Consider the following 25,293-nt stretch of genomic DNA (forward strand, 5'->3'; position numbering starts at 1 on the left):
TAAAATTAATCGTCACCTTTGAGTTTTTTACGCTCTACGTACAGCACTGCCGCTTCACGAACGAAAGCTGCGCAAATCTTTGCCTGATAACGATTTTCGAGATCGTCGGCGATGGCCATAAGCTCGTCTTTGGTTGAGCGATACGGGCGCAGCGCGTTATAGATTTCAAGGATGCGATCGTCAGGTACTGCGGTCAGTTCTGCGGCACGTTCAAAGTTCATCGCCAGCCTGTCACGTCCGGCATCTTTGGCGATTTCAGCCTGGAGGCGCAGCGTTTCAGGGGTGATGCGCATATCCTGCGCGGTGACCTTGTTGCTCAGCACATTTTCGAGCGTGAAGTCATCCAGCGTTTTGTTAGTAGCGGTTTTTACCCACTCAGGATGTTTATTTGCGAGCGGGTAATCCGTCACTTTTGCGGTATGTGTTGATGAAACAGTCGCGGATGGAGTGACGGTCTCTCCCTGCAGGCTGTTCATACGGCTCAACACATCCCGAACCATCGATTCAATTGCATCGGTATTCATGGAGTTATCCTCTATCAAAGCGCCACGCGCAGTTCCTGCGGGTTTTTGCCCGTCACGACGTATTTGGTTTCTTTAATGTGCAGAATGGCCGATTTCGCCTGGTACTTCGGACGCGCCATCTGATCATTCAACGTAGGAACTGGCTGCGGAGATTCACGCTTGGCGTAACGCGCGGCGTTCTTACCGATCTGACGGTAGGTTTCAAGCGTCAGAAGGGGAGCCTGAGGGAACAGCTCCAGATTAGAAAGCGGCGGTAACCCCTGCTGGTGGATAACCGTGGTGCCTTTGGACTGGATGCCGATTGAAATACCGGAACCACTCAGACGGTTACCTTCTACGGCAACAAACGCCACGTCGGAGGATTTAAAGCAGCGGATGACGCGCGCTTTAACACCTTCTTCTTCAATACCGGCGATCACTTCGCGCAAGATACTCTTGTGCGGAATACCGACGATATTGACTGTTTGTGACAGTCCAAACGCCGGACCTACTGCAATAATGACTTCGTCCTGCTGCTGGCCTTGTTTGGCTTCGCCAATCTCGGTCAGAAAGCTGTCGCCCTGTGCCGCTGCAGCCTGTGGTGCGCTTGCCGCTGTAGATGAGCGGAATGAGACGGGTTTGTCGCTGGTCTGCATTTCAGACAGTACGTCTTCAATTATCTGGCGCAGCAGCTTTTCATTGATTTCCATTTTTCACCCCTTAACCAAGCTCGTTGGGATCAAGTGCGCCAGGGATGTTTTTGATCTCTTCCCAGCGTTCGCCTTGCAGGCGATAACCTGTTGCCGGACCGGCATAATCGTTGACGTCATTGACTGCGGATAGAACCTGTCCGTCGCCAACGATAATGGCGGAGGTATGCAGATAATCCCCGGTTAACTTGGCTTTCTGGATGTTGAGCATGTCCTGAGCGACATCGGTAAACCCGCCCTGAGCAAGGGCTTTCACCACTTCCAGACCGTTACGGTTTTTGCTGATGATCTCTTGTGCAAACTTGATGTCTTCAACGATGTTACGCTCCGGCATATCTTTCGAACCGTGGGCGTAAGTCGCAGCTTCCACTTCTTCATCAGTGATTGGCGGTAACCCCATTCCGGCAAATACGGCCTGCAGTGCACGCGCAGCTTTGTTACGAATGGCGATGACGTCTTCTTCACGAACCGGGCGAAGACCACCGTCTACCTTCAGGTCACGCTGGAGAACGTTGTAGTCATCAAAGTCTTCGGCATCTTCGTTAGAACCCGCAAACATGTTGTCGTAGTTCGGTACGGCGGAATAACCAGAAGAGATGAAGTCAGTACCCGGCAGGAACTGCATCAGCAAACGCGCAGTACGACGCATATCAGAGTGGGTAAAGGTTTGGTCGTTACTGGAGGCGCATTCCAGATCCAGAGAAGAACAGATCAGGTTTTCAGCCAGCACCGCACGAATGCCAGACGGAACAGCGGAAGGTACGCCGATACAGCTTACTGAACCGTTTTGCAAACCCTGTACGCCAGCGGCTTTGGTGATGTAAATGCAGCGGGCTTCCAGATACAGCATGGATTTGCCTTCGGCGTATCCCATCTGAACCTCTGAGCCGGAGCCGGAGGTAAAGCGCATTTTCAGCCCGCGCGAGGCGTAAGAAGAGGCCAGGAAGCCTTTTGACCATGGAGTGTCGTCGCCATCGGTAAAGACTGGCTCAGTACCGTACACGGAGATAGTTTCCGCATAGCAGGTGTGGCCTAACATGCCGAGTTTCAGTTCGGTGGCTTCTTCCAGCGAACACTGGGTTAATACGCCAGGACGTCCAACCTGTGAACCGACCAGTAGAGCAATGGCGTTAAACGGAGCATAGCGTGCGACGGCAACGGTTGTTTCCTGCTCGTCAAATCCGCGCCATGCGCCTTCTGCCGCATCGGCTGCAATCTGCACCGGGTTATCTTTAACGTTGGTGACGTGCGCTTGTTGAGAAGGGGTTCGACGGGCACGCATTTTTTGCATCGACATCATCATCTCGACGACGTTCATATGCGAAACCACTTCGACAATTTTTGCCGGTGTCATCGCGGTGGTCAGCGGAACGATGTCTTTGCGCTTCACATTCGGATCGCAAAGCATATTGGCGAGTTTGACTGAGTCCATCGCCATTACTTCTTCTGCGCGCGCCAGATTAATACCGTAGCGGGCAATAAAATGGTCAATCAAATCAAATTCACTGGCGGCTTTGCCATCCAGTTCAGTGACCATACCGTTAACGATTTTTATGGACGGTTTTGGGTCGTTCGGGCTTTCCATCGCAATGAAGCCTTCTTCGATCCACTCCTTAACGAAGCCGTCCTGATTCACAGGGCGTTTCGCCAGTGCTTCAAATCTTTTCGATCTCATGAATCAGCCTCACGGGTATCAGATGTAGGACGGACGATCGTTTTTCGGTTCTGAGCCGAGGGTCGCGAGTACGGTTTTACCGATTTCGCGCGCGGAGATGACGGCCTGGCGTACGGCGCCAGAGTCACCGGAAATAACCAGAATGGCTTCGTTACTGAAGCTGGTGCCATGGGCCGGGGAGCTATAAGCCACAACTTCTACGTTGGCCGATTTCAGTGCGGTATCGGCCATCAGTACACCAACGGATGCCGGTGCACCGACGATCACGCCACAGGCACGGCCAATGGGTGCGCCAAAGGCTTTTTCCAGCGCATAGCTGGCACGTGCGGTGTATTGCATTTCGATGTGACCGGCTTCATTGGCGTAGACATCGCCGAATGTGCGATCCAGTTCTTTCAGTGCGACTTCAATCCCGCGTTTTACGTCGGAAACATCGTTGCCGCCCAGGATAATCAGCGAACCATGGCCCGCGCCGCCTTTGGTATCACGGGGAAGCTCAATACTCACCACTTCAGTATTGGTGGCTTTTACCGCTTCATCGGCGGCCATGATATGTGGGCCTGCGCCGGTACGGGCGCCAAGGATGCCAATGGAGCGATAGCGTTTTTCAAGTTTCATCGCGTCCAGTAAGGCGCTGTCGACGTTTGCGATTACCAGGCCGACGGTGTCGCCAATCGCGGTGCCGACAAATTCCGTTAAACTGCAGCTCTTCTCTGCCATAGCCGTCTCTCGTATTGGATGATTGTTTTCAGGGATAGCCTTGTGTTCCGGCGTTGCCACACGAGCAATCACCTGCGCCATGATCTGTTCAACCAGCTCATTGCTGCTCATCAGCTAATTCCCTTCGGTAAGATTTTCTCGACATCGGTATGAGGGCGTGGGATCACGTGTACGGCTTTCACTTCACCCACGTTACGTGCGGCAGCGGCACCTGCATCTGTTGCAGCCTTTACCGCGCCAACATCACCACGAACAATCACGGTGATCAGTCCTGAACCTATTTTTTCGTAGCCGACCAGCATCACATTGGCTGACTTCACCATTGCATCTGCGGCCTCTATGGCTGCAGTTAAGCCTTTGGTTTCTACCATTCCTAACGCTTCTTGTTGCATAAAGACCTCGCCTGGGTTGTCCCGATTTTCATGACTATAAAAAGAAGCGAGGAAAAAGAATGGCTGACTTGAAGATGAGAGTGAAAAAATAGTGAGTGAGTAGTGTTATAAAATTGCTGGAAAATTATCTATGATTTTGTTTTTTAATGTGTTTTTTGATTTTTTTAATGTGAATATTTAGCTATGTCAATACCAGATTTACATTTTTTGTAGTGACAAAATAAATATCATTTGCTATGTGGGAAAAATGAATTTGTGATGTTTGTTTGAAAACGAGAATCTGCTATTAGCAATATTTTATTATTTTTATAATGCGTTTTAAATAGGGTTAATGCCCGTTTTTGTTGACTGTTTTAATAAGGTTGATAGCAAAAATTTGCTATCACTACACGATTTTAAAAAGGCTGTGATACTCAGGTTGCCAACAATTTGCCGATTGCTCTTTTTATAGTAAGCCTTGAAGTACTCTACTGCCAGCAGGGAGTCCGCTGGTACAGACACGAACTCTGCTTAGAAGGTGTCACAATGAATGATTCACTAAAAGCACAATGCATTGCCGAGTTTTTAGGTACCGGGCTGTTTCTGTTTTTTGGCATTGGATGTCTGAGCGCCCTTAAGGTGGCCGGTGCGAGTTTAGGGCTTTGGGAGATATGCATCATTTGGGGGCTCGGGATCTCGCTGGCGGTCTACCTGACTGCCGGAATATCTGGAGCACACCTCAATCCAGCCATTACCATTGCACTATGGCTGTTTGCCTGTTTCCCTGGGCGCAAAGTTTTACCTTATACGGTCGCGCAAGTGGCGGGTGCCTTTGGCGGTGCGTTGCTGGCCTATCTGCTGTATGGCAGTTTATTTATTGAGTATGAGACGGCTAATCATATGGTACGGGGTAGCCTGGAGAGCCTGCAGCTTGCCAGTATTTTTAGTACCTATCCGGCGACAGCACTTAGCGTATGGCAAGCGGCGCTGGTAGAGGTAGTGATCACGTCCATTCTGATGGGCATGATTATGGCATTGACGGATGATGGCAATGGTGTTCCTAAAGGACCGCTCGCCCCATTGCTGATTGGTATCCTGGTTGCCGTCATCGGTGCATCTACGGGTCCGCTCACTGGATTTGCCATGAATCCGGCGCGTGATTTTGGTCCTAAGTTGTTCGCCTGGTTTGCCGGATGGGGAGATGTTGCGATGACAGGAGGACGAGATATTCCATACTTCATCGTCCCAATTGTTGCCCCCATCATTGGTGCTTGTGCAGGAGCAGCAATTTATCGTTATTTTATTGGCAAAAATTTACCGTGTAATACTTGTAAGCTGGAGGAAAACGAGAACTAGCTTCATGGAAAATGTGTATTTTTGAAATGTAAAAACTGATTTCGTGATCCGGTTTCCTGAACTACTTAAAAAGTCTCCCCACAATGGGAGACTTTTGTTATGGTCCATTACGCCTTTTATCATTGCTTTGGATTGCGAGATGAAAAGCGAATGTAAATAATATGTTTTGTTTATAACAATAAATTAACTGAGAGGTTTTATCATGATTTCTGCGAGTGCCCTGAACTCAGAACTCATTAATAAAATCGCACAGGATTTTGCGCAAGCCACCAGTTTGGCTGTTGTGGTGGTCAATATTCACGGTGATGAGATTTCTGAGCTCTTTAATTTTACCCCTTTTTGCCAGTTGATGCGCCAACACCCACAGCACAGTACTCGATGCCGTATGAGCGATCGTTGTGGAGGACTTGAGGCATCAAAATCAGACCAGCCATGCATTTATCGCTGTCATGCAGGCCTTACCGATTTTTCTATCCCTTTGGTGATTGCGGGGCATCTGGTTGGGTTTGTGTTATGTGGTCAGGTGCGCTTAAGCAATGATGTGGGTCTGGTTGATATTTTGAATGTTGATGACCGTTGGCAGGCCGATCCCGAACTGGTTAATGAATTTCGTAATGTTCCAGAGATGGACTACTCTCGGGTCATCGCCTCTGCAGATTTATTGAAGCTTATTGTGGAAAATTGTCTTAAAAAACAATTGAATTTTTTTGTTATTAAAGACAGTCCACAACAGTCGGAGTCGGTGCGTCCTGCCCGTAATCCGACCCCCCATGACAGTAAAATGAAAAAAGCGCTGCGCTACATTGACGCACATTTATCGGATGAGCTTCGCCTTGAAGATGTCGCTTCGCATGTTTATCTCAGCCCGTATTATTTCAGCAAACTGTTCAAAAAATATCAGGGGATTGGTTTTAATGCCTGGGTAAACCAACAGCGAATGGCAAGTGCTAAAGAATTGCTCTGTCACAGTGACTGGAGCATCGCCAGCATTGCGCGAAATTTAGGCTTTTCGCAAACCAGTTATTTTTGCAAAGTTTTCCGTCAGACGTATCAGGTGACGCCGCAGGCTTTTCGCCAACAAATTAATGTTGTTTCGTCCGAAGAATCAGCATAAATAGCAATAATTTGCTATTGCCGATTTTTGATATCGTTCTGTATGTCCGTCATTATAAAATGAAAAATAAGGATAGCAGACAATAAATTGTCATAGCGCAACAAAGTAATAGTATCGGAAGGATAAACTGCACCAGTTTTTATTTTTGTGATGAGATACAGTGTCTGTATGAATGACTTTCTTTATTATAAATTGAAACTTTCATTCGGAATGCAGACATGAGAATAAGCTTAATGACGCCATAACATTGGCTGAATGAGCGCATGAAAATATTAAAAATGAATTTTTATCATGAGGTGTGATAATTCATCTCATGACTGGAGCTAAATAGGCTCCTGAGCTGACAGGTTTGCCACGTTTGTGGCAGGGAAGGGGGTGAGAATCCCCCGCAGCCCCCGCTGCTGTGATGCTGACGACCCCGTATAGACCACTGATCGCAAGATTGGGAAGGACGGGCGAGAATGACGCTAAGCCAGAAGACCTGCCTGTCAGTGACTACCAACAACTTCGGTGGGAAGTGGGTTGCTCAGATGCACACAGTCGAAAAGACTGGGTATCTCTACACCCCTACCACCCTGAACAGGATCAGGGTATGGCGGCTAATTTTCGCGCGTTTGTTCTTGCAGGTACCGGAAGCGGCTGTGGCAAAACCACCGTGACGCTGGGCTTGTTGAGTGTGTTGAAAAAACGCGGGTTGCGCGTCCAGCCTTGCAAAGTAGGTCCTGATTATCTAGATACCGGCTGGCATACCGCAGTATGCGGCACGGCTTCCCGCAATCTTGATAGCTTCATGATTCCCGCCCCCACGTTGAACGCCATATTTTGTGAGCAGATGCAACAGGCGGATATCGCCGTCATTGAAGGCGTCATGGGGCTCTATGACGGCTATGGTACGGATCCCAACTATTGCAGTTCCGCCGCGATGGCTAAACAGCTGGGCTGTCCGGTCATTTTGCTGGTGGACGGTAAAGCGGTCTCAACGTCAATTGCTGCAACGGTAATGGGGTTCCAGCATTTTGATCCAACGCTCAACATTGCCGGTGTGATTGTTAACCGGGTAAACAGCGAAACGCATTACCAGTTACTCAAGGTCGCGATTGAACGTTACTGTTCGGTACCGGTATTGGGCTATGTTCCCCGTGTGGATGGCGTCACGCTGCCCGAACGTCATCTGGGATTAGTCACCGCGCGTGAGTCGATAGTAAACCAGCTGCCGTGGCAGGAATTTGCCGCGACGCTCGAGCAAACGCTGGATATCGACGCGCTGCTTGCGTTAAGCCAGTTAGACACCCTCCCCGTGGGCGAATGGCCCGCACTTCCCGCTGCTGATGCCGGAGTAGGGCTGACGCTTGCCATTGCCGATGACGAAGCATTCAACTTCTATTATCCGGATAACATTACGCTACTGGAACGCGCGGGTATCAACATTGTCCGTTTTAGCCCATTGCACGACAGCCGTTTACCGGACTGTCAGATGATCTGGCTAGGAGGTGGATACCCTGAGCTTCACGCCGCAAAACTTGCCCTAAATTCCGCCATGCTGGCGCAGTTGCGCGCGGCGCATCAGCGTGGCGTGGCTATTTATGCGGAGTGCGGTGGTCTGATGTACCTCGGTAGCTCTCTGGAAGATAGCGACGGCAATACCTGGCCGATGGCGGATATCATTCCCGGCCACAGCAAAATGGGCAAGCGCCTGACCCGATTTGGCTACTGTGAAGCGCAGGCCGAACAGCAAACCTTGCTGGCCGCACCCGGTGAAGTGCTGCGCGGGCATGAATTTCACTATTCCGATTTTACCGCTCAAACCCAGGCCGTGATGAATTGTCGTAAAGTTCGCGATGGCAAAACGTTACAGGCATGGTCCGGCGGCTGGCAGGTCGGTAATACATTCGCCAGCTATCTGCATGTTCATTTTGCTCAGCGCCCTGAGATGCTCAATCACTGGTTGGCTGCCGCGAGGAGCGTGCTATGACACTGCTCGCGTGGTGTGTCGCCTGGCTGCTTGATTTTATCATTGGCGATCCGCAGAACTGGCCGCATCCGGTACGCTGGATTGGCAATCTTATTTCCGCCGTGCAGCGCCTGGTACGCCGCTATTGTCATAGCGACAGTATGCTGCGTGTCGGTGGCGCAGTGATGTGGGTGGTGGTGGTCGGACTGACCTGGGCTGTGTCCTGGGGAGTACTTGCACTGGCGCAATCCATTCATCCCTGGCTTGGTTGGGGTGTCGAGGTGTGGATGATTTTTACCGTGCTGGCGGGACGCTGTCTGGCCAACGCTGCCTATGATGTCGAACGTCCGCTGCGCGCCAATGATCTCGCGGAAAGCCGGGAAAAACTCTCCTGGATTGTGGGACGAGATACCTCCCAATTACAGCCAAAACAGATCAATCGCGCCGTGGTGGAAACCGTCGCTGAAAACACCGTTGACGGCATCATTGCCCCGCTGTTCTTTTTGTTCCTTGGCGGCGCGCCTTTGGCAATGGCTTATAAGGCCGTGAACACGCTGGATTCCATGGTGGGCTACAAACATGAAAAGTACCGCGCTATCGGTATGGTTAGTGCTCGTCTGGACGATGTTGCGAACTTTATTCCTGCCCGGTTGAGCTGGCTGCTGCTGGGTGTGGCTGCATTTTTGTGCCGTAAAGACGGCTCGCGCGCTTTACAGATTGGCTGGCGCGATCGCTACAACCACAGCAGCCCTAACTGTGCGTGGTCGGAGGCATCTGTTGCCGGGGCATTAGGCATTCGACTGGGTGGTCCTAACGACTACTTTGGCGAGCGCGTTGAGAAGCCGTGGATAGGTGACGCACAACGTGACATTTCAGTAGACGACATTTCCCAAACGATACGATTGATGTGGGTAGCATCGACCTTGGCCCTGGCGCTGTTTATCGCGCTGCGGTGGCTGTTGGTCGGTGTCGCCTGAGGACAAAACGATGCAATACATTCAGCAACCCCAGGCGATTGAAGCCAAAAGTTTCGACATCATTGGCGAGATTATTTGTGAAACCCGCCCGGACTACCAGTTTGCCAGTCCGCTGCATGAGGCCATCATCAAGCGGGTTATTCACACCACCGCTGACTTCGACTGGCTGGACATTTTGTGGTTTTCCAGTGATGTGCTGGAGCAGTTTTGTGCAGCGTTAAGCCGCCCAAGCGTGATTTACACCGATACCACGATGGCCCTTTCTGGGATCAATAAAACGTTGTTGGCAAAATTTGGCGGTGAATGCCGCTGCTACATCAGCGACCCGCGTGTCGTGCGTTCGGCAAAAGAACAGGGGATCACCCGTTCGATGGCGGCAGTCGACATAGCCGTAACGGAAGAGGGCGAAAAGCTGTTTGTTTTCGGCAATGCGCCGACGGCGCTATTTCGTCTGCTGGAACATGATGTTGCCGTGAGCGGCGTGGTAGGTGTACCGGTAGGGTTTGTCGGCGCTGAGGAATCAAAGGATGCGCTGACTCAAAGCAATCTACCGGCCATTGCTGCGTTAGGGCGCAAAGGGGGAAGCAACGTCGCTGCCGCCATCGTCAACGCCATGCTCTATCACATGCAGGGGGCGCGATGAGCGACCAGCCCTTTGACGCACCGGTATGGCACAACGGTAAAGCGCTGCGCAAAGGGTACACCACCGGATCGTGTGCGACGGCGGCCGCCAAAGTGGCTGCACTGATGGTGTTGCGTCAGCATTTGATCCATCAGGTTTCTATTGTTACACCGTCCGGGGTCACGCTATGCCTGAACGTTGAGTCGCCGCACATTGAAGGACAGCAGGCGATTGCTGCCATTCGCAAAGACGGTGGCGATGATGTAGACGCCACCCATGGGATGCTTATTTTTGCCCGCGTGACGTTAGACGATAGCGGAGAGATCAGCTTACAGGGTGGTGAAGGCGTCGGCACGGTCACTCGCAAAGGAATTGGTCTGCCGGTGGGCAGTTCGGCGATTAATCGCACGCCGCGTCAGACCATAGAGTCAGCGGTTCGCGAGGCGATCGGCCCCAATCGCGGGGCTCAGATTGAAATTTTTGCGCCAGAAGGTGAAGTACGGGCGCAAAAAACCTACAACTCGCGGTTGGGTATTCTGGGCGGTATTTCCATTATTGGTACCACCGGTATCGTTACGCCAATGTCAGAGGAGAGTTGGAAGCGCTCACTGTCGTTGGAGTTAGAAATCAAACGCGCGGCGGGACTGGAGCGCGTGGTGTTGGTGCCGGGTAACCACGGCGAACGTTTCGTCCGCGAACAGATGGGGATCGATACACAGGTTGTGGTCACCATGAGCAACTTTGTCGGCTACATGATTGAAGAGGCGGTACGCCTTGGATTCAAACAAATCGTTCTCGTCGGGCATCCGGGTAAGCTCATCAAAATAGCAGCAGGTATTTTCCATACCCACAGCCATATTGCCGATGCGCGTATGGAAACCCTGGTTGCCCATCTGGCGCTGCTCGGTGCACCGCTGGAGTTACTAACGCTGGTGAGCGACTGCGATACCACCGAAGCGGCCATGGAACATATCGACGCCTACGGTTTTCAGCATATTTATGACCATCTGGCCAAACGTATTTGCATGCGCGTCCTGCAGACCTTGCGTTTCACGAAAAACCCACCGACCTGCGACGCCATTATGTTCTCTTTTGATAACCAGATCCTCGGCAGCAACCGCCCAGTCGCAGAGATTGCAAAGGAGATGACATGCTCACCGTTGTAGGGATGGGGCCCGCGGGTTTGCATTTGATGACCCCCGCAGCGCGCGACGCAATTGCCACAGCGGATGTGCTGGTCGGAGGTAAACGGCATCTGCAACAGTTCCCGGATTATACCGGTGAACGGTTTGCCCTCGGCGCCAATATCCCGGAGTTATTAGCCTGGATTAGTGAACATCAGGAGAAGCATGTGGTGGTACTGGCATCTGGCGATCCGTTGTTCTACGGCATTGGAACCCGGATGGTGGCCCACTTTGGCATTGAACATGTGCACATTATTCCTGGCATTAGTGCGGTGCAATATCTGTGCGCACAGTCCGGTATTGATATGAATGACATGTGGCTCACCAGCAGTCACGGTCGTAGCGTCTGTTTCGATGAACTGGCACGACATAACAAGGTGGCGATGGTCACGGACGCCCAGTGCGGCCCGCGTGAAATTGCACTTCAGCTTATTGCCCGGGGTAAGGGACACCGCTGGATGGTGATTGGTGAAAACCTGGCAATGGAAAACGAACGTATCCGCTGCCTGCCGCTCAGTGAAGTTAATGCCGACTATGACATGAATGCAGTGGTGATCCTCGATGAAAGATGAGCTTTTTCTGCGTGGAGAGAAGGTGCCGATGACCAAAGAAGCGGTACGCGCACTTGCCCTCTCAAAACTTGAATTACACCGTGCCACTCACCTGATTGATATTGGGGCAGGGACCGGCAGCGTATCGATAGAAGCGGCGTTGCAATATCCGTCGCTGCGCGTTACGGCGATTGAGCGTAACCCGGCGGCGCTAAGGCTGCTGGACGAAAATCGCCAGCATTTTGCTTGCGCCAACATCGATATTTATCCCGGTATTGCGCCGATGACCATCACGGAAAAAGCCGATGCCATCTTTATGGGCGGCAGCGGCGGTCACCTGACCGACCTGATTGACTGGTCGATGCGACAACTGCATCCCACCGGACGGCTGGTGATGACGTTCATTCTTCAGGAAAACCTGAATACCGCGCTGGCTCATCTGGAACACCTGGGCATTCAGGGTGTGGATTGCCTGCAAATGCAGGTTTCATCTCTGACCACGCTCGGCAGTGGTCACTATTTCAAACCGAATAATCCCGTTTTTGTTATCGCCTGTCAGAAGGAAGGAAACCATGTCTGAGATATTTGATCCCCGTAGTGTGTGGTTTGTTGGCGCTGGTCCTGGCGATCGCGAGCTGATTACCCTCAAAGGTTACCGGTTGTTGCAGCAGGCACAGGTGGTTATCTATGCCGGATCGCTGATTAACACCGAGCTGCTGGAGTATTGCCCGCCTGACGCTGAGTGTCACGACAGCGCCGAACTGCATCTGGAACAGATCCTCGACCTGATGGAGGCCGGCGTGAAAGCAGGTAAAACGGTCGTGCGTCTGCAAACCGGCGATGTGTCGTTGTACGGTTCGGTCCGCGAACAAGGTGAAGAGTTGACCAAGCGCGGTATTGAATGGCAGGTGGTGCCTGGCGTCAGCGCGTTTCTTGGCGCTGCGGCAGAACTCGGCGTTGAATATACCGTGCCTGAAGTTTCGCAGAGTCTGATCATTACCCGTCTGGAAGGTCGTACGCCAGTGCCGGAGCGCGAGCAGTTGGAGGCATTTGCCAGCCACCAGACGTCAATGGCGATTTATCTTTCTGTCCAGCGTATCCATCGGGTCGCAGAGCGTTTGATTGAGGGCGGCTATCCGGCGACCACGCCAGTGGCGGTTATCTATAAAGCGACCTGGCCTGAAAGCCAGACCGTGCGTGGCACCCTTGAGGATATTGGCGACAAAGTGCGCGATGCGGGGATCCGCAAAACGGCGCTTATTCTGGTCGGTAACTTCCTGGGCACGGAGTACCACTACTCCAAACTCTATGCGGCGGACTTTAGCCATGAATACCGTAAAGCCTGAATCTATCGCGTTGTTTTGCCTGACGCCCGGCGGTGTCGTGCTGGCTAAGCGTCTGGCGGCAATGCTACCGGTTACCTGTTTCACCAGCGAAAAATTGCTGGAGGAGGGGTTTATTCCCTTCGAAAACGGGTTTGCCAATACTGCCCGCGATGCGTTTGCGAACTATTCGGCGCTGATTTTTATCGGTGCGACCGGTATTGCGGTACGCGTACTGGCCCCGCTGGTTAACGACAAATTTTGTGACCCGGCGGTGGTGGTAATTGACGAGCGTGCGCAGCATGTCATCAGTCTGCTCTCCGGCCACGCGGGTGGCGCTAACACGTTGGCGCGTTATCTGGCGGGTATGTTGGGTGCCGATCCGGTCATCACCACGGCGACGGATGTGAATGATATGGCGGCACTCGATACGCTGGCGTTTCAGTTGAATGCGCGAATGACCGATTTCCGTGCGGTGGTAAAAATCGTCAATCAGATGCTGGTCAGTAACAAGCGGGTTGGCCTGTGGTGGGACGATGAACTGATGCAGGACGTCAGTCATTGCGACCGTCGTGGGTTCATCACGGTGACAGACTTGCACCAACTCCCTGAGCTGGATGCGCTGATTTGCATCACCTTGCGTACTGATTTGCCCGAACTGCCCCTTCCGCACTGGAAGCTGGTGCCACAACGGGTTGTCGCCGGGATTGGCTGTCGTCGCGATACGCCGTTTCCACTGTTAGCTGAACTGCTTTCCCGCCAGCTCGAAGCCCAACGGCTTGATCCGCTGGCGTTAAAAGCAATTGGTAGCATCACGCTGAAAAAAGATGAACAGGGGCTTATTCAGTTGGCCTCCTGCTGTCGCGTGCCTTTCGAAACTTTTACTGCTGACGCGCTGCGTGAGCATGAACACCGTTTTCCTGCTTCATCGTTTGTTCGTAAAACGGTCGGTACGGGAAGCGTCTCCGGTCCTGCAGCCTGGCTGCTGAGCCATGGTCAACTGTTAGGCGAGACCCTGCGTGAACAGGGCGTCACTATTACTTTGGGAGTTTCACACTGATGTTAACCGTAATTGGAATTGGCCCTGGCTCGCAGGCAATGATGACCATGGAAGCCGTTGAAGCATTGAAGGCGGCAGAGATTATCGTGGGTTACAAGACGTATACCCACCTGGTAAAAGCTTTCACCGGCGACAAGCAGGTGATCAAAACCGGGATGTGCAAAGAGATCGAACGCTGCCAGGCGGCGATCGAGCTGGCGCAGGCAGGCCATAACGTGGCGCTAATCAGCAGCGGTGACGCCGGCATTTACGGCATGGCCGGACTGGTGCTTGAGCTGGTCAGTAAGCAGAAACTGGATGTTGAGGTCAAGTTGATTCCGGGGATGACCGCCAGCATTGCCGCCGCCTCTTTGCTCGGCGCGCCGCTGATGCACGACTTCTGCCATATCAGCTTAAGCGACCTGTTAACACCGTGGCCGGTGATTGAAAAACGCATAATTGCCGCAGGTGAAGCAGACTTTGTTATCTGTTTCTACAACCCTCGCAGTCGCGGTCGCGAAGGACATCTGGCGCGCGCATTTGAGCTACTTTCTGCCAGCAAGAGCGCACAAACGCCGGTCGGTATCGTGAAATCAGCCGGACGTAAAAAACAGGAAAAATGGCTGACCACACTCGGCGAAATGGACTTTGAACCGGTGGATATGACCAGCCTGGTGATTGTCGGCAACAAAACGACCTACGTTCAGGATGGCCTGATGATCACCCCACGCGGTTACGTGCTGTGAATTACGGTGATGTGCTGGTCATGGGAGGCACCAGCGATGCGCGCATGCTGTGCCAGCAACTGGATGCAGCAAACGTGGCTTATACCCTGTCGGTCGCAACCCCGACGGGGAAACAGCTGGCGGGCGATATCAAAGGTCAGGTGCGCTGCGGGCGTCTGGAGCGGGATCACATGATCGCCTGGCTGCAGGAAAACCGTACGCGCTGGGTGATTGATGCCTCGCATCCGTATGCCGAAGTCGTGAGCCGTAACATCATGAGTGCCTGTGAAGCGGCGGGCGTACTGCTTAGCCGCTATCAGCGCCCCGAGCAACTGAGTGATCTGACGCACCCGCATCTATACACCGTACAGAGTATTCAGCAAGCCTGCGACGTGGCGCGCCGCTTCGGCGAACGCGTACTGCTGACAACGGGTAGCAAAGATTTGGCAACCTGGCGCGCGGGGCTACCGGAAAAAACGCTGTTGGCTCGCGTATTGCCGGTGCCTGACGTTATCCAGCAATGCGCAGATTTAGGATTTGGCGTCGGTGAGATCTTCGCCCTGTGTGGGCCGTTTAGCGCCGAGTTTAACGCTGTCTTTTACCGTCAGTGTCAGGCTGATGTGGTGATCACCAAAGCGTCAGGTGCGGAAGGCGGTTATCAGGAAAAAGTACAACCCTGTCTGGATGCCGGTATCCCCTGCATCGTGATTACACGTCCGGCACCGTTGGTGACGGGAGACGAATTACTGGAAAGTCAGGCCGCATTTGCGGCGCGTTTAACGCGCTGGCTGGCCGCGGCTTAAGGAGTTAGAGATGAAAAAGGCGCTTCTGGTGGTCAGCTTTGGCACCAGCTATCACGACACCTGTGAGAAAAATATTGTGGCATGCGAACGCGATCTCGCGGCGAGTTGCCCTGACCGTGACCTGTTCCGGGCGTTTACCTCCGGGATGATCATCCGCAAGCTCAAACAGCGTGACGGCATCGACATCGACACGCCGCTGCAGGCCCTGCAAAAGCTGGCAGAGCAGGGGTATCAGGATGTGGCCATTCAGTCGCTGCACATTATTAACGGTGATGAATACGAAAAAATTGTCCGCGAAGTACAAAGCATGCGCCCCCTGTTTGCGCGCCTGACGCTGGGTGTGCCGCTGCTGAGCTGCGTTGAAGATTACGCACAGCTGATGCAGGCGCTGCAACAGCAGATGCCGTCGCTTGGCGAGCATGAAAAAGTAGTGTTTATGGGCCACGGGGCCAGTCATCACGCTTTTGCCGCCTATGCCTGTCTCGATCACATGATGACGGCGCAGGGTTTCCCGGCGCGGGTGGGGGCGGTAGAGAGCTACCCGGAAGTAGATATCCTCATCGACAGTTTAGGCCGTGAAGGGATACAGGCGGTGCATCTTATGCCGTTAATGCTGGTTGCCGGCGACCATGCCATCAACGACATGGCCTCCGATGAAGACGACTCGTGGAAAACGTTATTTAACGCTGCCGGTATTCCGGCCACACCGTGGCTGAGTGGACTGGGTGAGAATCCGGCGGTACGCGCCATGTTCGTGGCACATTTACAGCAGGCGCTTAATGTGGCGCTGGAGGAAGCAGCATGAGTGGCAAACTTTACGCATTGAGCACTGGGCCAGGCGCCTCCGATCTGGTAACCGTGCGCGCGGCACGCACGCTGGGTTCGCTGGATATTCTCTATGCACCTGCCGGACGTAAAGGTGGCGACAGCCTGGCGTTATCTATCGTGCGTGAATATATCGGTGAGCAGACCGAAGTCCGCTGTTGTCACTTCCCCATGAGCGCCGATAGCGCCGAAAAAGAGGCTGTCTGGGACGATGTTGCCGCAGCACTTGTTGCGGAAGTGGAGGCCGGTAAGCAGGTGGGTTTCATCACCCTCGGTGACGCCATGCTGTTCAGTACCTGGGTATTTTTACTCCAACGCATCGGCTGTCCTGACTGGTTAGAAATCGTCCCCGGCGTGACCTCATTTGCCGCCATTGCTGCACGCTCTAAAACACCGCTCGCCATGGAGCAGCAGTCGCTGGCGGTGGTTTCGTGTACTGCGCCGGAGGCGGAGATCCAGCAGGCGTTAAAGCAGCATGACAGCCTGGTGTTGATGAAGGTGTACGGTCGCTTTGCGCGCATTAAGGCACTGCTGCAAGACGAGGGGATTCTGGACTGTGCGTTAATGATGTCCGAAGCCACGCTACCAGGTGAGCAGTGTTGGCGCCATCTCAGTGAAGTGAGTGACGATCAACCGCTGCCGTATTTCTCGACCATTCTGGTCAATAAACAGTGGGAGTATGAAAGATGAAGCTTGAAAACCAGCTAAAACAGCTGTCTTTCAGCGGGTTGGCTGCGGCGCTATTACTGATGATAGTGCCTGAGCAGGCCTTCGCCATGCACATTATGGAGGGCTTTTTACCGCCAATGTGGGCGCTGGCCTGGTGGCTACTGTTTTTACCTTGCCTGTGGTATGGGCTGGTACGCCTGCGCCAAATCGTGCAGGAAGATAACCACCAGAAAGTTTTGCTGGCCCTGTGCGGCGCGTTTATTTTTGTGCTGTCGGCGCTGAAAATTCCTTCCGTTACCGGGAGTTGTTCGCACCCGACCGGGGTAGGTCTGGCGGTTATTCTGTTCGGACCGGGCGTTGTTGCCATTCTCGGGGCGATCGTCTTGCTATTCCAGGCGCTACTGCTGGCACATGGCGGTTTGACCACGCTGGGTGCTAACGGCATGTCGATGGCGGTTATTGGGCCGGTTGTCGGCTATATGGTATGGAAGATGGCTTGTCGCGCGGGGTTCCGTCGTGATGTCTGCGTCTTCTTGTGCGCGATGCTGGCGGATCTCGTGACCTATTTCGTGACTTCGGTGCAACTAGGCGTTGCTTTCCCGGATCCTTCCGCCGGTGCAGTGGGGTCAATCGTCAAGTTCATGGGGATTTTCTGCCTGACGCAGATCCCAATCGCTATCGCAGAAGGTTTACTCACTGTGATGATTTACGACCAGCTCACTAAACGGCAACTCATCACCGCACAAGGACATTAACCATGAAAAAGACGCTAATTCTGTTAGGAATGGTTGTGGCGCTGGTGATCCTGCCGTTCTTTATCAACCACGGTGGAGAATACGGGGGATCGGACGGCGAAGCGGAAAGCCAGATTCAGGCTATCGCCCCGCATTATGAGCCGTGGTTCCAGCCGTTGTATGAGCCCGCCAGCGGTGAGATAGAAAGCCTGCTGTTCACGCTTCAGGGATCGCTGGGTGCGGCGGTGATTTTCTACATTCTGGGTTACACCAAGGGCAGACAACGCCGTGATGACCGGTCTTGACAGGCTGAGCTACCAGAGCCGATGGTTTCATGTCTCACCACAGCGCAAGTTCCTGCTGTGGTTGGTGATGATGATTCTGGCGTTTACCCTGCCTCCGTTGGGGCAGGGTATTGAGCTGTTACTCATTGCCGCACTGAGCTGCTGGCTACTGCGTATCTCTTTCTGGCGCTGGTGTCGCTGGATGGCGTTGCCCTTTGGTTTTCTGGTGGTCGGTGTGGTGACTATTTTGTTTAGCGTGAGTCGCGATCCGCATACTTTACTGGTCAGTCTGCCGGTGGGCAGTTACTGGTTGGGGATCACCGAATCGGGCGTACTGACCGCCAATGAAACATTCTGGCGAAGCCTGGCGGCGCTGGCGTCCACGTTCTGGTTGGTGCTTAATCTGCCATTCCCGCAGTTAATTATTTTGCTCAAGCGGGCACATGTCCCGCGCCTGTTGACTGAGCAGATCCTGCTGACCTGGCGATTTATTTTTATCCTGTTAGACGAAGCGCTTGCCATTCATCGCGCACAAACGCTGCGTTTTGGTTATCGTAGCTTGCCGATGGGCTATCGCTCGCTGGCAATGTTGGTGGGGTTGCTGTTTACGCGGGTGTTAATCCGCTACCAGCAAATGACCACCACACTGGATATCAAACTGTATCAGGGTGATTTTCACCTGTAAGGAAAAGTATGCTTGCCACCTCAGCGCTCTGGTTTCGCTATCAGGATGACCCAATCCTCAAAGGGCTAACGTTGGATTTTTCTGCGCATGCTGTCACCGGACTGGTGGGGGCAAATGGTTGTGGGAAATCCACGTTGTTTATGAACCTGAGTGGTTTACTGCGCCCACAGCAGGGGGCGGTGATGTGGCAGGGAAAACCGCTGGATTACAGCAAGCGTGGCCTGCTGGCGTTGCGTCAGCAGGTTGCAACCGTCTTTCAGGACCCCGATCAGCAAATCTTTTATACCGATATCGATAGCGACATTGCTTTTAGCCTGCGCAATATTGGCGTGGATGAACCTGAAATTGCCCGCCGGGTGGAAGATGCCCTGACGCTGGTGGATGCGCAACATTTCCGCCATCAGCCCATTCAATGCTTAAGTCACGGACAAAAGAAACGCGTGGCGATCGCCGGTGCACTGGTGCTGCAGGCTCAGTATCTGTTACTGGATGAACCGACCGCGGGGCTTGACCCCTCAGGTCGTACGCAGATGATTGAGATTATCAAACGCATTGTGGCGCAGGGAAACCATGTGGTTATTTCCAGCCATGATATCGATCTTATCTATGAAGTCAGCGACGCGGTTTACGTTTTACGCCGGGGAGAAGTGCTGACGCACGGCACGCCGGGCGAGGTATTTGCTCGCACGGATCTCATTGAACAAGCAGGATTAACTCAGCCCTGGTTGGTGAAGCTACATACAGAACTGGGCTTCCCACTGTGTAAAACAGAGGCTGAATTTTATCGTTGTATGCGAGAGAACGCACTGAAGGAGGCGTCATGACGCAGTCAATAATGTTGCAGGGAACGGCATCTGATGTGGGCAAAAGCGTATTAGTCGCTGGGCTGTGTCGTATTTTTTATCAGGATGGACTGCGTACCGCACCGTTCAAATCGCAGAATATGGCGCTGAACTCGGGTATTACGCCTGAGGGTAAAGAGATGGGGCGCGCGCAAATTTTTCAGGCCGAAGCGGCAGGCATCACGCCGGATGTGCGGATGAATCCGGTGTTGCTGAAACCGACCAGCGACCGTAAAGCACAGGTGGTGTTGATGGGCAAGGTGGCGACCGATATGGATGCGGTAAGCTATCACGAATACAAACCACGTCTGCGCGAACAGATTATTTCGGTCTATAACAGCCTGGCGCAGGAGTTTGACGTCATTGTGCTGGAAGGGGCGGGAAGCCCGGCTGAAATTAATCTGCGCGATCGCGATATCGTCAACATGGGAATGGCGGAGATGGCGCAGTGCCCGGTTGTGCTGGTAGCGGATATCGATCGCGGCGGGGTATTCGCCTCGATTTACGGCACGCTGGCTCTGCTGCATGACCATGAACGCGCGCGGGTAAAAGGCGTGATTATCAATAAGTTTCGTGGTGATGTGGCGCTGCTCTACTCTGGTATTGAGCAAATTGAAGCGCTGACCGGCGTTCCCGTGCTCGGCGTGATGCCGTGGCTGGATGTCGATCTCGAAGATGAAGACGGCGTAGCGCTGCAAAAAGGCAAGTATTTACGTACAGACAAACGGGATATCGAGATTGCCGTGGTGCAACTGCCGCATATTTCCAACTTTACGGATTTCAATGCGCTGGCCGCGCAACCGGACGTTCGGGTGCGCTATGTTCGTCACCCCGAGGAGTTGGCGGGCGTAGACCTAGTTATCCTACCCGGCAGTAAAAATACGCTGGGCGATTTGGTCTGGCTACGCGAAAGCGGCATCGCGCACGCCGTGTTGCAATTACACCGCCAGAACGTGCCGGTGATGGGCATTTGTGGCGGCTATCAGATGCTCGGTGAGACCATTATTGATGAAGTGGAGTCGGGGCTCGGTACGCTGCCGGGTCTTGGTCTGCTCGATACCGTGACTCATTTTGCGCAGCACAAAACCACTACTCAGGTTGAAGGGCTCATGTCGGCCACGCTGCCTGACTGGCTGTCAGATGCCTCGGGTTTAGCTGTTTGCGGCTATGAAATTCATATGGGCGAAACGGTGTTATCCGGGGAATGTCGGTCGGTGATGACGCTACAAAAAGACGGTGGCAATATTGCTGACGGCGCGGTGACCCACGACGGTCTGGTGTTTGGTACCTATCTTCATGGTCTCTTTGACAGCGATGAATTCACCCGCGCGTTGGTCAACGGCCTGCGTGTACGCAAAGGGTTAGCACCTCTGGATTCCACCTTCCATTACGCGCAATATAAATCGCAGCAGTTTGATCTGCTGGCGGATGCGATGCGGCAACACATCGATATTGAGAAAATTTATACCATCATGCAGCAACACCGGGAGCCAGTATGATGATTCTGGTTACCGGCGGTGCCCGTAGCGGCAAGAGTCGTCACGCTGAGGCACTGATCGCGGACTCCCCGAACGTGCTGTATATCGCGACGTCGCAGGTTTTTGATGAGGAGATGGCGGCGCGAATTCAGCATCATCGCGATGGGCGTCCCGCGCACTGGCGTACAGCCGAACGCTGGCAACATCTTGATGAACTGATAACGGCAGCGAACGATCCGCACGAAGCGATTTTACTGGAATGTATCACCACGATGGTGACCAACCTGCTGTTTGAGCTGGGCGGTGACAGCTGTCCTGATAGCTGGGATTATGCGGCGATGGAGAGATCCATTGATGATGAGATCCGTTTGCTAATTGACGCCTGCAAGCGTTGTCCGGCAAAAATTGTGCTGGTCACTAACGAAGTAGGGATGGGGATTGTTCCGGAAAATCGTCTGGCGCGGCATTTTCGCGATATCGCCGGACGGGTGAACCAGCGCCTGGCTGCTGCGGCAGATGACGTCTGGCTGGTGGTATCTGGAATTGGAGTCAAAATTAAATGAGTAAGTTGTTCTGGGCAATGCTCTCTTTTATCAGTCGCTTGCCTGTTCCGGCGCGCTGGTCGCAAGGACTGGATTTCGAACAGTATTCGCGCGGAATTGTCATGTTCCCACTGATAGGCGTGGTGCTGGGAGGGCTGACGGGCCTGGTCTTTATGGCGCTGCAAGCCTGGTGCGGTATCCCACTGGCGGCGCTCTTTAGCGTGCTGACGCTGGCGTTACTGACCGGCGGCTTTCATCTTGACGGTCTGGCGGATACCTGTGACGGCGTGTTTTCTGCACGTCGGCGCGAGCGGATGCTGGAAATTATGCGGGACAGCCGCCTGGGGACTCACGGCGGCCTGGCGCTTTTCTTTGTTTTGCTGGCTAAAGTGCTGGTAGTGAGCGAACTGGCTCTACGCGGAACGCCGATGCTGGCTGCACTGGCTGCAGCCTGCGTGGCGGGGCGCGGAACCGCGGTTCTGCTGATGTATCGGCATCGTTATGCCCGCGAAGAAGGGCTGGGAAATGTCTTTATTGGCAAAGTAACCGGACGACAAACCTGCGTCACGTTGGGGTTCGCGGCGATCCTTGCCGCCGTGCTGCTTCCCGGCATGCGTGGAGTGGCGGCTCTGGTCGTCACGATGGTGGCAATATTCATTCTTGGGCAATTATTAAAACGCACGTTGGGTGGTCAAACCGGCGATACGCTCGGGGCGGCCATTGAACTTGGCGAGTTGATCTTCTTACTGGCTCTGCTTTGAGCCAGTCAACACATTGAGAACCCTTATGCAGACTTTATCCGCTTTACTCCACGCGATCCCTTCACCCGATAGCGCTGCGATGCTGCGTGCACAGCAACATATTGATGGCCTGCTGAAGCCCCCGGGTAGCCTGGGACGACTTGAAACCCTTGCCGTGCAGTTGGCAGGTATGCCGGGCCTGAAAGGCGTACCGCGCGTGGGGGGGAAAGCGATGCTGGTGATGTGCGCCGATCACGGCGTCTGGGATGAAGGTGTGGCCGTTTCGCCTAAAGTTGTCACGGCGATTCAGGCAGCAAATATGACGCGTGGAACCACCGGCGTCTGCGTGCTGGCGACGCAGGTTGGCGCAAAAGTGCATGTAATTGATGTGGGGATTGATGCTGATCCCATTCCCGGCGTGGTGAATATGCGTGTTGCGCGCGGCTGCGGCAATATTGCTGAAGGACCGGCAATGAGCCGCTCTCAGGCCGAAGAGTTGCTGCTGGAAGTGATTCGCTATACTCGCGAGCTGGCGGAAGAGGGGGTCACGCTGTTTGGTGTTGGTGAACTGGGGATGGCAAATACTACGCCTGCGGCGGCAATCGTCAGCGTCCTGACCGGCAGCGATGCCGAAGATGTCGTGGGTATCGGCGCTAACTTGCCGCTCTCACGGGTGGGTAATAAGGTAGACGTTGTGCGTCGGGCAATTGCCATTAACCAGCCAAATCCCACCGATGGTATCGATGTGCTGGCCAAAGTCGGTGGTTTTGATCTTGTGGGTATGGCAGGTGTGATGCTGGGGGCTGCTTCCTGCGGTCTGCCGGTGCTGCTGGATGGTTTTCTCTCTTACTCCGCTGCGCTGGCGGCCTGTCAGATTGCACCTGAGATTAAGCCGTACCTGATCCCATCGCATTTCTCGGCTGAGAAAGGTGCCCGCACCGCGCTGGCGCATCTGGAACTGGACCCGTATCTCAATATGGGGATGCGTTTGGGTGAAGGCAGCGGGGCCGCGCTGGCGATGCCGATTGTTGAAGCCGCCTGCGCCATGTACAACAATATGGGGCATTTAGCCGCCAGCAATATTGTGCTTCCGGACGGTAAGGAAGCCTAGTCACTACTAACCCCGTTTTAACGCGGGGTTTTCATAAGCGTACTTACTGTAACTCCCTAAAACAGATAAAAAAGCTATACTTAACGGATATCTGCTGCGGCGAAGGAAAGGACAATGTTGCGTCGTGTAAAACTGTTGTGTTCACTTATTATGCTACTCGCCAGTCAGGGCGCACAGGCGGTGAGCTACCCACTGCCGCCAGAGGGAAGCCGTCTGGTCGGAAGCCCGCTGACGATTACGGTACCGCCTGCCAATACGCAACCGCTGGAGGCATTTGCTGCGCAGTACGGACAGGGGCTGAGCAATATGCTCGAAGCCAATCCGGGCGTGGATGTTTATTTGCCGAAATCAGGCTCTACGTTGGTGGTGCCACAGCAGGTCATTTTGCCTGATACCGTGCGTGAGGGCATCGTTATTAACGTGGCAGAAATGCGTCTTTACTATTACCCCAAAGACAGCAATACGGTTGAAATCTTACCGATTGGTATCGGTCAGGCGGGGAGAGAAACGCCGCGCAACTGGGTGACGTCGGTTGAACGTAAGCAGGAAGCGCCAAGCTGGACGCCTACGCCGAATACACGCCGGGAATATGCTGCACGTGGGGAAAGTTTGCCTGCGTTTGTTCCGGCCGGACCGGAAAACCCGATGGGGTTGTACGCCATTTATATTGGTAAGCTGTACGCTATTCATGGCACTAATGCCAATTTTGGTATTGGACTGCGGGTAAGTCAGGGCTGTATTCGCCTGCGCAATGACGATATTAAATATCTGTTTGATACCGTACCGGTGGGAACGCGGGTTCAACTCATTGACCGGCCCGTGAAATACAGCACCGAGCCAGACGGTAGCCGCTGGGTTGAAGTGCATGAACCGTTGTCACGAAACCGCAGCGAATATGAGTCGGATAAAAGGATCCCATTGCCGATAACTCCTGCGTTGCGCACCTTTGTTACCGGGGACGGCGTGGACATCAGTCGTGCCAATGCAACGCTGGAGCGCCGCTCTGGGATGCCGGTGAATATCAGCCGGGTACAGAAATTCTAATCATCTTGTGCGGCCTGCGCTTCACTGTCAGGTAAGTCAGGCCGCGTGTTTCGTTTGATACTGACCCATTTTCACAAAACCGATATGGTCCGCCATCAGCTGCGCTTCATGTTCACTGTGGGTGACCAACAGCGCCGTTTGCCCGGCAGCGCGTAAAATATCGCGCACCTCGCCACCCAGACGCTCACGGGTACGCTTATCCAGGCTGGAAAAGGGTTCATCTAACAGCAGGATTTCCGGGTGCGGCGCCAGAGCGCGGGCCAGGGCAATACGCTGCTGTTGCCCGCCTGAAAGCTCATGAGGATAACGACTGGCGTGGCTGTGCAATTCCACCATTTTTAACAGCTCGGCGACTCTGGCCTGTTGATCTTCTCGCGGCAGGCGTCGCAAACCAAATGCCACGTTTTGTTGGGCCGTCAGGTGCGGAAATAATGCATATTCCTGAAAAACCATGCCGACATGACGTTTTTCCGGTGGCAGATGCACGCCGGGGCCGGCGACGCGTCGCTGTGAAACATAAATTTCGCCACGCTGTAGTCGCTCAAACCCGGCAACTGCGCGCAGAACCGTGGTTTTACCACAGCCCGATGCACCCAGCAGACAGGCGATTTCTCCCTTGTGTACCGACATTGAAAAGCCTGTCAGCACCGATTGCTGGCTATTGCCATAGGCAACGTGTACATCCTGGAGTCGTAACGCGATTTCTGACATGGTAG

29 protein-coding genes and 1 riboswitch are annotated in these 25,293 nt (G+C 53.6%); of the genes, 23 read left to right on the forward strand and 6 right to left on the reverse strand.

Features of this window, described 5'->3' with window-relative positions:
- Window positions 1-5 precede the first annotated feature (5 nt).
- Genes pduE through pduA form a run of 5 tightly spaced genes read right to left on the reverse strand, consistent with a single transcriptional unit; the run spans window position 6 to window position 4,000 of the window.
- A complete protein-coding gene (pduE, locus tag E4Z61_RS02845) occupies window positions 6-524 on the reverse strand; it encodes a propanediol dehydratase small subunit PduE (protein WP_135321445.1) in 519 nt (172 codons plus the stop codon).
- 14 nt (window positions 525-538) lie between these two features.
- Window positions 539-1,213 carry a propanediol dehydratase medium subunit PduD gene (gene pduD / locus E4Z61_RS02850; protein ID WP_135321446.1) on the reverse strand — a complete coding sequence of 225 codons (675 nt, stop codon included), beginning with the start codon at window positions 1,211-1,213 and terminating at the stop codon, window positions 539-541.
- Window positions 1,214-1,223: 10 nt separating this feature from the next.
- Entirely contained in the window at window positions 1,224-2,888 is a 1,665-nt protein-coding gene (gene pduC / locus E4Z61_RS02855) for a propanediol dehydratase large subunit PduC (protein ID WP_096756650.1), read from the reverse strand.
- Between the two features lie 18 nt (window positions 2,889-2,906).
- Window positions 2,907-3,719 (reverse strand): propanediol utilization microcompartment protein PduB, encoded by an 813-nt coding sequence (gene pduB / locus E4Z61_RS02860; RefSeq protein ID WP_135321447.1) that lies wholly within the window; start codon window positions 3,717-3,719, stop codon window positions 2,907-2,909.
- Window positions 3,719-4,000 (reverse strand): propanediol utilization microcompartment protein PduA, encoded by a 282-nt coding sequence (gene pduA, locus E4Z61_RS02865; protein ID WP_135321448.1) that lies wholly within the window; start codon window positions 3,998-4,000, stop codon window positions 3,719-3,721. The genes pduB and pduA overlap by 1 nt, the downstream gene beginning before the upstream one ends.
- A 525-nt stretch (window positions 4,001-4,525) precedes the next feature.
- Here pduA and pduF point away from each other — a divergent pair.
- The 23 genes from pduF to ldtA all read left to right on the forward strand — a co-directional run bounded on the left by pduF (window position 4,526) and on the right by ldtA (window position 24,577).
- Window positions 4,526-5,335, forward strand: a complete 810-nt coding sequence (gene pduF / locus E4Z61_RS02870) for a propanediol diffusion facilitator PduF (protein WP_135321449.1) — start codon at window positions 4,526-4,528, stop codon at window positions 5,333-5,335.
- 202 nt (window positions 5,336-5,537) lie between these two features.
- Window positions 5,538-6,449: a transcriptional regulator PocR gene (gene pocR / locus E4Z61_RS02875; protein WP_135321450.1), complete on the forward strand. Its 912-nt coding sequence runs from the start codon at window positions 5,538-5,540 to the stop codon at window positions 6,447-6,449.
- Between the two features lie 328 nt (window positions 6,450-6,777).
- Window positions 6,778-6,952: riboswitch (cobalamin riboswitch) on the forward strand.
- Between the two features lie 89 nt (window positions 6,953-7,041).
- Window positions 7,042-8,421, forward strand: a complete 1,380-nt coding sequence (locus tag E4Z61_RS02880; RefSeq protein ID WP_135321451.1) for a cobyrinic acid a,c-diamide synthase CobB — start codon at window positions 7,042-7,044, stop codon at window positions 8,419-8,421.
- A complete protein-coding gene (cbiB, locus tag E4Z61_RS02885; RefSeq protein WP_135321452.1) occupies window positions 8,418-9,377 on the forward strand; it encodes an adenosylcobinamide-phosphate synthase CbiB in 960 nt (319 codons plus the stop codon). Before E4Z61_RS02880 ends, cbiB begins: the two co-directional genes overlap by 4 nt.
- A gap of 10 nt (window positions 9,378-9,387) precedes the next feature.
- A complete protein-coding gene (locus E4Z61_RS02890; protein WP_135321453.1) occupies window positions 9,388-10,020 on the forward strand; it encodes a cobalt-precorrin-8 methylmutase in 633 nt (210 codons plus the stop codon).
- Complete coding sequence (cbiD, locus tag E4Z61_RS02895; protein WP_135321454.1) at window positions 10,017-11,165, forward strand: cobalt-precorrin-5B (C(1))-methyltransferase CbiD; 1,149 nt, start codon at window positions 10,017-10,019, stop codon at window positions 11,163-11,165. The genes E4Z61_RS02890 and cbiD overlap by 4 nt, the downstream gene beginning before the upstream one ends.
- Window positions 11,150-11,755 (forward strand): cobalt-precorrin-7 (C(5))-methyltransferase, encoded by a 606-nt coding sequence (locus E4Z61_RS02900; RefSeq protein WP_135321455.1) that lies wholly within the window; start codon window positions 11,150-11,152, stop codon window positions 11,753-11,755. Before cbiD ends, E4Z61_RS02900 begins: the two co-directional genes overlap by 16 nt.
- Complete coding sequence (locus E4Z61_RS02905; protein WP_135321456.1) at window positions 11,745-12,314, forward strand: decarboxylating cobalt-precorrin-6B (C(15))-methyltransferase; 570 nt, start codon at window positions 11,745-11,747, stop codon at window positions 12,312-12,314. The genes E4Z61_RS02900 and E4Z61_RS02905 overlap by 11 nt, the downstream gene beginning before the upstream one ends.
- Window positions 12,307-13,080: a cobalt-precorrin-4 methyltransferase gene (locus E4Z61_RS02910; protein ID WP_096756660.1), complete on the forward strand. Its 774-nt coding sequence runs from the start codon at window positions 12,307-12,309 to the stop codon at window positions 13,078-13,080. Before E4Z61_RS02905 ends, E4Z61_RS02910 begins: the two co-directional genes overlap by 8 nt.
- The gene (gene cbiG, locus E4Z61_RS02915; protein ID WP_135321457.1) at window positions 13,061-14,116 is read left to right on the forward strand and encodes a cobalt-precorrin 5A hydrolase; all 1,056 of its coding nucleotides are present in this window, start codon (window positions 13,061-13,063) and stop codon (window positions 14,114-14,116) included. Before E4Z61_RS02910 ends, cbiG begins: the two co-directional genes overlap by 20 nt.
- Window positions 14,116-14,841, forward strand: coding sequence for a precorrin-3B C(17)-methyltransferase (locus E4Z61_RS02920; RefSeq protein WP_135321458.1), 726 nt, complete (start codon window positions 14,116-14,118; stop codon window positions 14,839-14,841). Before cbiG ends, E4Z61_RS02920 begins: the two co-directional genes overlap by 1 nt.
- Window positions 14,838-15,623 carry a cobalt-precorrin-6A reductase gene (locus tag E4Z61_RS02925; protein WP_135321459.1) on the forward strand — a complete coding sequence of 262 codons (786 nt, stop codon included), beginning with the start codon at window positions 14,838-14,840 and terminating at the stop codon, window positions 15,621-15,623. Before E4Z61_RS02920 ends, E4Z61_RS02925 begins: the two co-directional genes overlap by 4 nt.
- Before the next feature lie 10 nt (window positions 15,624-15,633).
- Entirely contained in the window at window positions 15,634-16,428 is a 795-nt protein-coding gene (cbiK, locus tag E4Z61_RS02930; RefSeq protein WP_135321460.1) for a sirohydrochlorin cobaltochelatase, read from the forward strand.
- The gene (locus E4Z61_RS02935; RefSeq protein ID WP_135321461.1) at window positions 16,425-17,138 is read left to right on the forward strand and encodes a cobalt-factor II C(20)-methyltransferase; all 714 of its coding nucleotides are present in this window, start codon (window positions 16,425-16,427) and stop codon (window positions 17,136-17,138) included. Before cbiK ends, E4Z61_RS02935 begins: the two co-directional genes overlap by 4 nt.
- Window positions 17,135-17,872, forward strand: coding sequence for a cobalt ECF transporter S component CbiM (gene cbiM, locus E4Z61_RS02940; protein ID WP_135321462.1), 738 nt, complete (start codon window positions 17,135-17,137; stop codon window positions 17,870-17,872). The genes E4Z61_RS02935 and cbiM overlap by 4 nt, the downstream gene beginning before the upstream one ends.
- A 2-nt stretch (window positions 17,873-17,874) precedes the next feature.
- Window positions 17,875-18,156 carry an energy-coupling factor ABC transporter substrate-binding protein gene (locus E4Z61_RS02945; protein ID WP_135321463.1) on the forward strand — a complete coding sequence of 94 codons (282 nt, stop codon included), beginning with the start codon at window positions 17,875-17,877 and terminating at the stop codon, window positions 18,154-18,156.
- On the forward strand, window positions 18,143-18,820 hold the full coding sequence (locus E4Z61_RS02950) for an energy-coupling factor ABC transporter transmembrane protein (RefSeq protein WP_135324859.1): 678 nt from the start codon (window positions 18,143-18,145) through the stop codon (window positions 18,818-18,820). Before E4Z61_RS02945 ends, E4Z61_RS02950 begins: the two co-directional genes overlap by 14 nt.
- Window positions 18,821-18,828: 8 nt before the next feature.
- Window positions 18,829-19,644, forward strand: a complete 816-nt coding sequence (locus E4Z61_RS02955; RefSeq protein ID WP_135321464.1) for an energy-coupling factor ABC transporter ATP-binding protein — start codon at window positions 18,829-18,831, stop codon at window positions 19,642-19,644.
- Complete coding sequence (locus tag E4Z61_RS02960; RefSeq protein ID WP_135321465.1) at window positions 19,641-21,161, forward strand: cobyric acid synthase; 1,521 nt, start codon at window positions 19,641-19,643, stop codon at window positions 21,159-21,161. The genes E4Z61_RS02955 and E4Z61_RS02960 overlap by 4 nt, the downstream gene beginning before the upstream one ends.
- Window positions 21,158-21,703: a bifunctional adenosylcobinamide kinase/adenosylcobinamide-phosphate guanylyltransferase gene (cobU, locus tag E4Z61_RS02965; protein WP_135321466.1), complete on the forward strand. Its 546-nt coding sequence runs from the start codon at window positions 21,158-21,160 to the stop codon at window positions 21,701-21,703. The genes E4Z61_RS02960 and cobU overlap by 4 nt, the downstream gene beginning before the upstream one ends.
- Complete coding sequence (gene cobS / locus E4Z61_RS02970) at window positions 21,700-22,443, forward strand: adenosylcobinamide-GDP ribazoletransferase (protein ID WP_135321467.1); 744 nt, start codon at window positions 21,700-21,702, stop codon at window positions 22,441-22,443. The genes cobU and cobS overlap by 4 nt, the downstream gene beginning before the upstream one ends.
- 25 nt (window positions 22,444-22,468) lie before the next feature.
- Window positions 22,469-23,533 (forward strand): nicotinate-nucleotide--dimethylbenzimidazole phosphoribosyltransferase, encoded by a 1,065-nt coding sequence (gene cobT / locus E4Z61_RS02975; RefSeq protein ID WP_135321468.1) that lies wholly within the window; start codon window positions 22,469-22,471, stop codon window positions 23,531-23,533.
- A 114-nt stretch (window positions 23,534-23,647) separates the two neighbouring features.
- Window positions 23,648-24,577, forward strand: coding sequence for a L,D-transpeptidase (gene ldtA / locus E4Z61_RS02980; protein ID WP_205746878.1), 930 nt, complete (start codon window positions 23,648-23,650; stop codon window positions 24,575-24,577).
- A 36-nt stretch (window positions 24,578-24,613) separates the two neighbouring features.
- Here ldtA and E4Z61_RS02985 read toward each other — a convergent pair whose 3' ends face one another.
- Entirely contained in the window at window positions 24,614-25,288 is a 675-nt protein-coding gene (locus tag E4Z61_RS02985; protein ID WP_135321469.1) for an ABC transporter ATP-binding protein, read from the reverse strand.
- Between the last annotated feature and the right edge of the window lie 5 nt (window positions 25,289-25,293).

This window comes from Citrobacter tructae, from assembly GCF_004684345.1.
GTDB classification, from domain to species: domain Bacteria; phylum Pseudomonadota; class Gammaproteobacteria; order Enterobacterales; family Enterobacteriaceae; genus Citrobacter; species Citrobacter tructae.

Excerpts from the sequence above, each read along its gene's own strand:
- pduD (WP_135321446.1), bottom strand. The coding sequence starts at position 1,213 with ATGGAAATCAATGAAAAGCTGCTGCGCCAGATAATTGAAGACGTACTG.
- cobS (WP_135321467.1), top strand. The coding sequence starts at position 21,700 with ATGAGTAAGTTGTTCTGGGCAATGCTCTCTTTTATCAGTCGCTTGCCT.
- ldtA (WP_205746878.1), top strand. The coding sequence starts at position 23,648 with ATGTTGCGTCGTGTAAAACTGTTGTGTTCACTTATTATGCTACTCGCC.
- E4Z61_RS02900 (WP_135321455.1), top strand. The coding sequence starts at position 11,150 with ATGCTCACCGTTGTAGGGATGGGGCCCGCGGGTTTGCATTTGATGACC.
- cobT (WP_135321468.1), top strand. The coding sequence starts at position 22,469 with ATGCAGACTTTATCCGCTTTACTCCACGCGATCCCTTCACCCGATAGC.
- cbiK (WP_135321460.1), top strand. The coding sequence starts at position 15,634 with ATGAAAAAGGCGCTTCTGGTGGTCAGCTTTGGCACCAGCTATCACGAC.
- pduF (WP_135321449.1), top strand. The coding sequence starts at position 4,526 with ATGAATGATTCACTAAAAGCACAATGCATTGCCGAGTTTTTAGGTACC.
- E4Z61_RS02945 (WP_135321463.1), top strand. The coding sequence starts at position 17,875 with ATGAAAAAGACGCTAATTCTGTTAGGAATGGTTGTGGCGCTGGTGATC.
- E4Z61_RS02950 (WP_135324859.1), top strand. The coding sequence starts at position 18,143 with ATGACCGGTCTTGACAGGCTGAGCTACCAGAGCCGATGGTTTCATGTC.
- E4Z61_RS02955 (WP_135321464.1), top strand. The coding sequence starts at position 18,829 with ATGCTTGCCACCTCAGCGCTCTGGTTTCGCTATCAGGATGACCCAATC.
- E4Z61_RS02935 (WP_135321461.1), top strand. The coding sequence starts at position 16,425 with ATGAGTGGCAAACTTTACGCATTGAGCACTGGGCCAGGCGCCTCCGAT.
- E4Z61_RS02910 (WP_096756660.1), top strand. The coding sequence starts at position 12,307 with ATGTCTGAGATATTTGATCCCCGTAGTGTGTGGTTTGTTGGCGCTGGT.
- E4Z61_RS02890 (WP_135321453.1), top strand. The coding sequence starts at position 9,388 with ATGCAATACATTCAGCAACCCCAGGCGATTGAAGCCAAAAGTTTCGAC.
- pduE (WP_135321445.1), bottom strand. The coding sequence starts at position 524 with ATGAATACCGATGCAATTGAATCGATGGTTCGGGATGTGTTGAGCCGT.
- pocR (WP_135321450.1), top strand. The coding sequence starts at position 5,538 with ATGATTTCTGCGAGTGCCCTGAACTCAGAACTCATTAATAAAATCGCA.
- E4Z61_RS02960 (WP_135321465.1), top strand. The coding sequence starts at position 19,641 with ATGACGCAGTCAATAATGTTGCAGGGAACGGCATCTGATGTGGGCAAA.
- E4Z61_RS02905 (WP_135321456.1), top strand. The coding sequence starts at position 11,745 with ATGAAAGATGAGCTTTTTCTGCGTGGAGAGAAGGTGCCGATGACCAAA.
- cobU (WP_135321466.1), top strand. The coding sequence starts at position 21,158 with ATGATGATTCTGGTTACCGGCGGTGCCCGTAGCGGCAAGAGTCGTCAC.
- E4Z61_RS02880 (WP_135321451.1), top strand. The coding sequence starts at position 7,042 with ATGGCGGCTAATTTTCGCGCGTTTGTTCTTGCAGGTACCGGAAGCGGC.
- cbiB (WP_135321452.1), top strand. The coding sequence starts at position 8,418 with ATGACACTGCTCGCGTGGTGTGTCGCCTGGCTGCTTGATTTTATCATT.
- pduA (WP_135321448.1), bottom strand. The coding sequence starts at position 4,000 with ATGCAACAAGAAGCGTTAGGAATGGTAGAAACCAAAGGCTTAACTGCA.
- cbiG (WP_135321457.1), top strand. The coding sequence starts at position 13,061 with ATGAATACCGTAAAGCCTGAATCTATCGCGTTGTTTTGCCTGACGCCC.
- E4Z61_RS02920 (WP_135321458.1), top strand. The coding sequence starts at position 14,116 with ATGTTAACCGTAATTGGAATTGGCCCTGGCTCGCAGGCAATGATGACC.
- cbiM (WP_135321462.1), top strand. The coding sequence starts at position 17,135 with ATGAAGCTTGAAAACCAGCTAAAACAGCTGTCTTTCAGCGGGTTGGCT.
- cbiD (WP_135321454.1), top strand. The coding sequence starts at position 10,017 with ATGAGCGACCAGCCCTTTGACGCACCGGTATGGCACAACGGTAAAGCG.
- pduB (WP_135321447.1), bottom strand. The coding sequence starts at position 3,719 with ATGAGCAGCAATGAGCTGGTTGAACAGATCATGGCGCAGGTGATTGCT.
- E4Z61_RS02985 (WP_135321469.1), bottom strand. The coding sequence starts at position 25,288 with ATGTCAGAAATCGCGTTACGACTCCAGGATGTACACGTTGCCTATGGC.
- pduC (WP_096756650.1), bottom strand. The coding sequence starts at position 2,888 with ATGAGATCGAAAAGATTTGAAGCACTGGCGAAACGCCCTGTGAATCAG.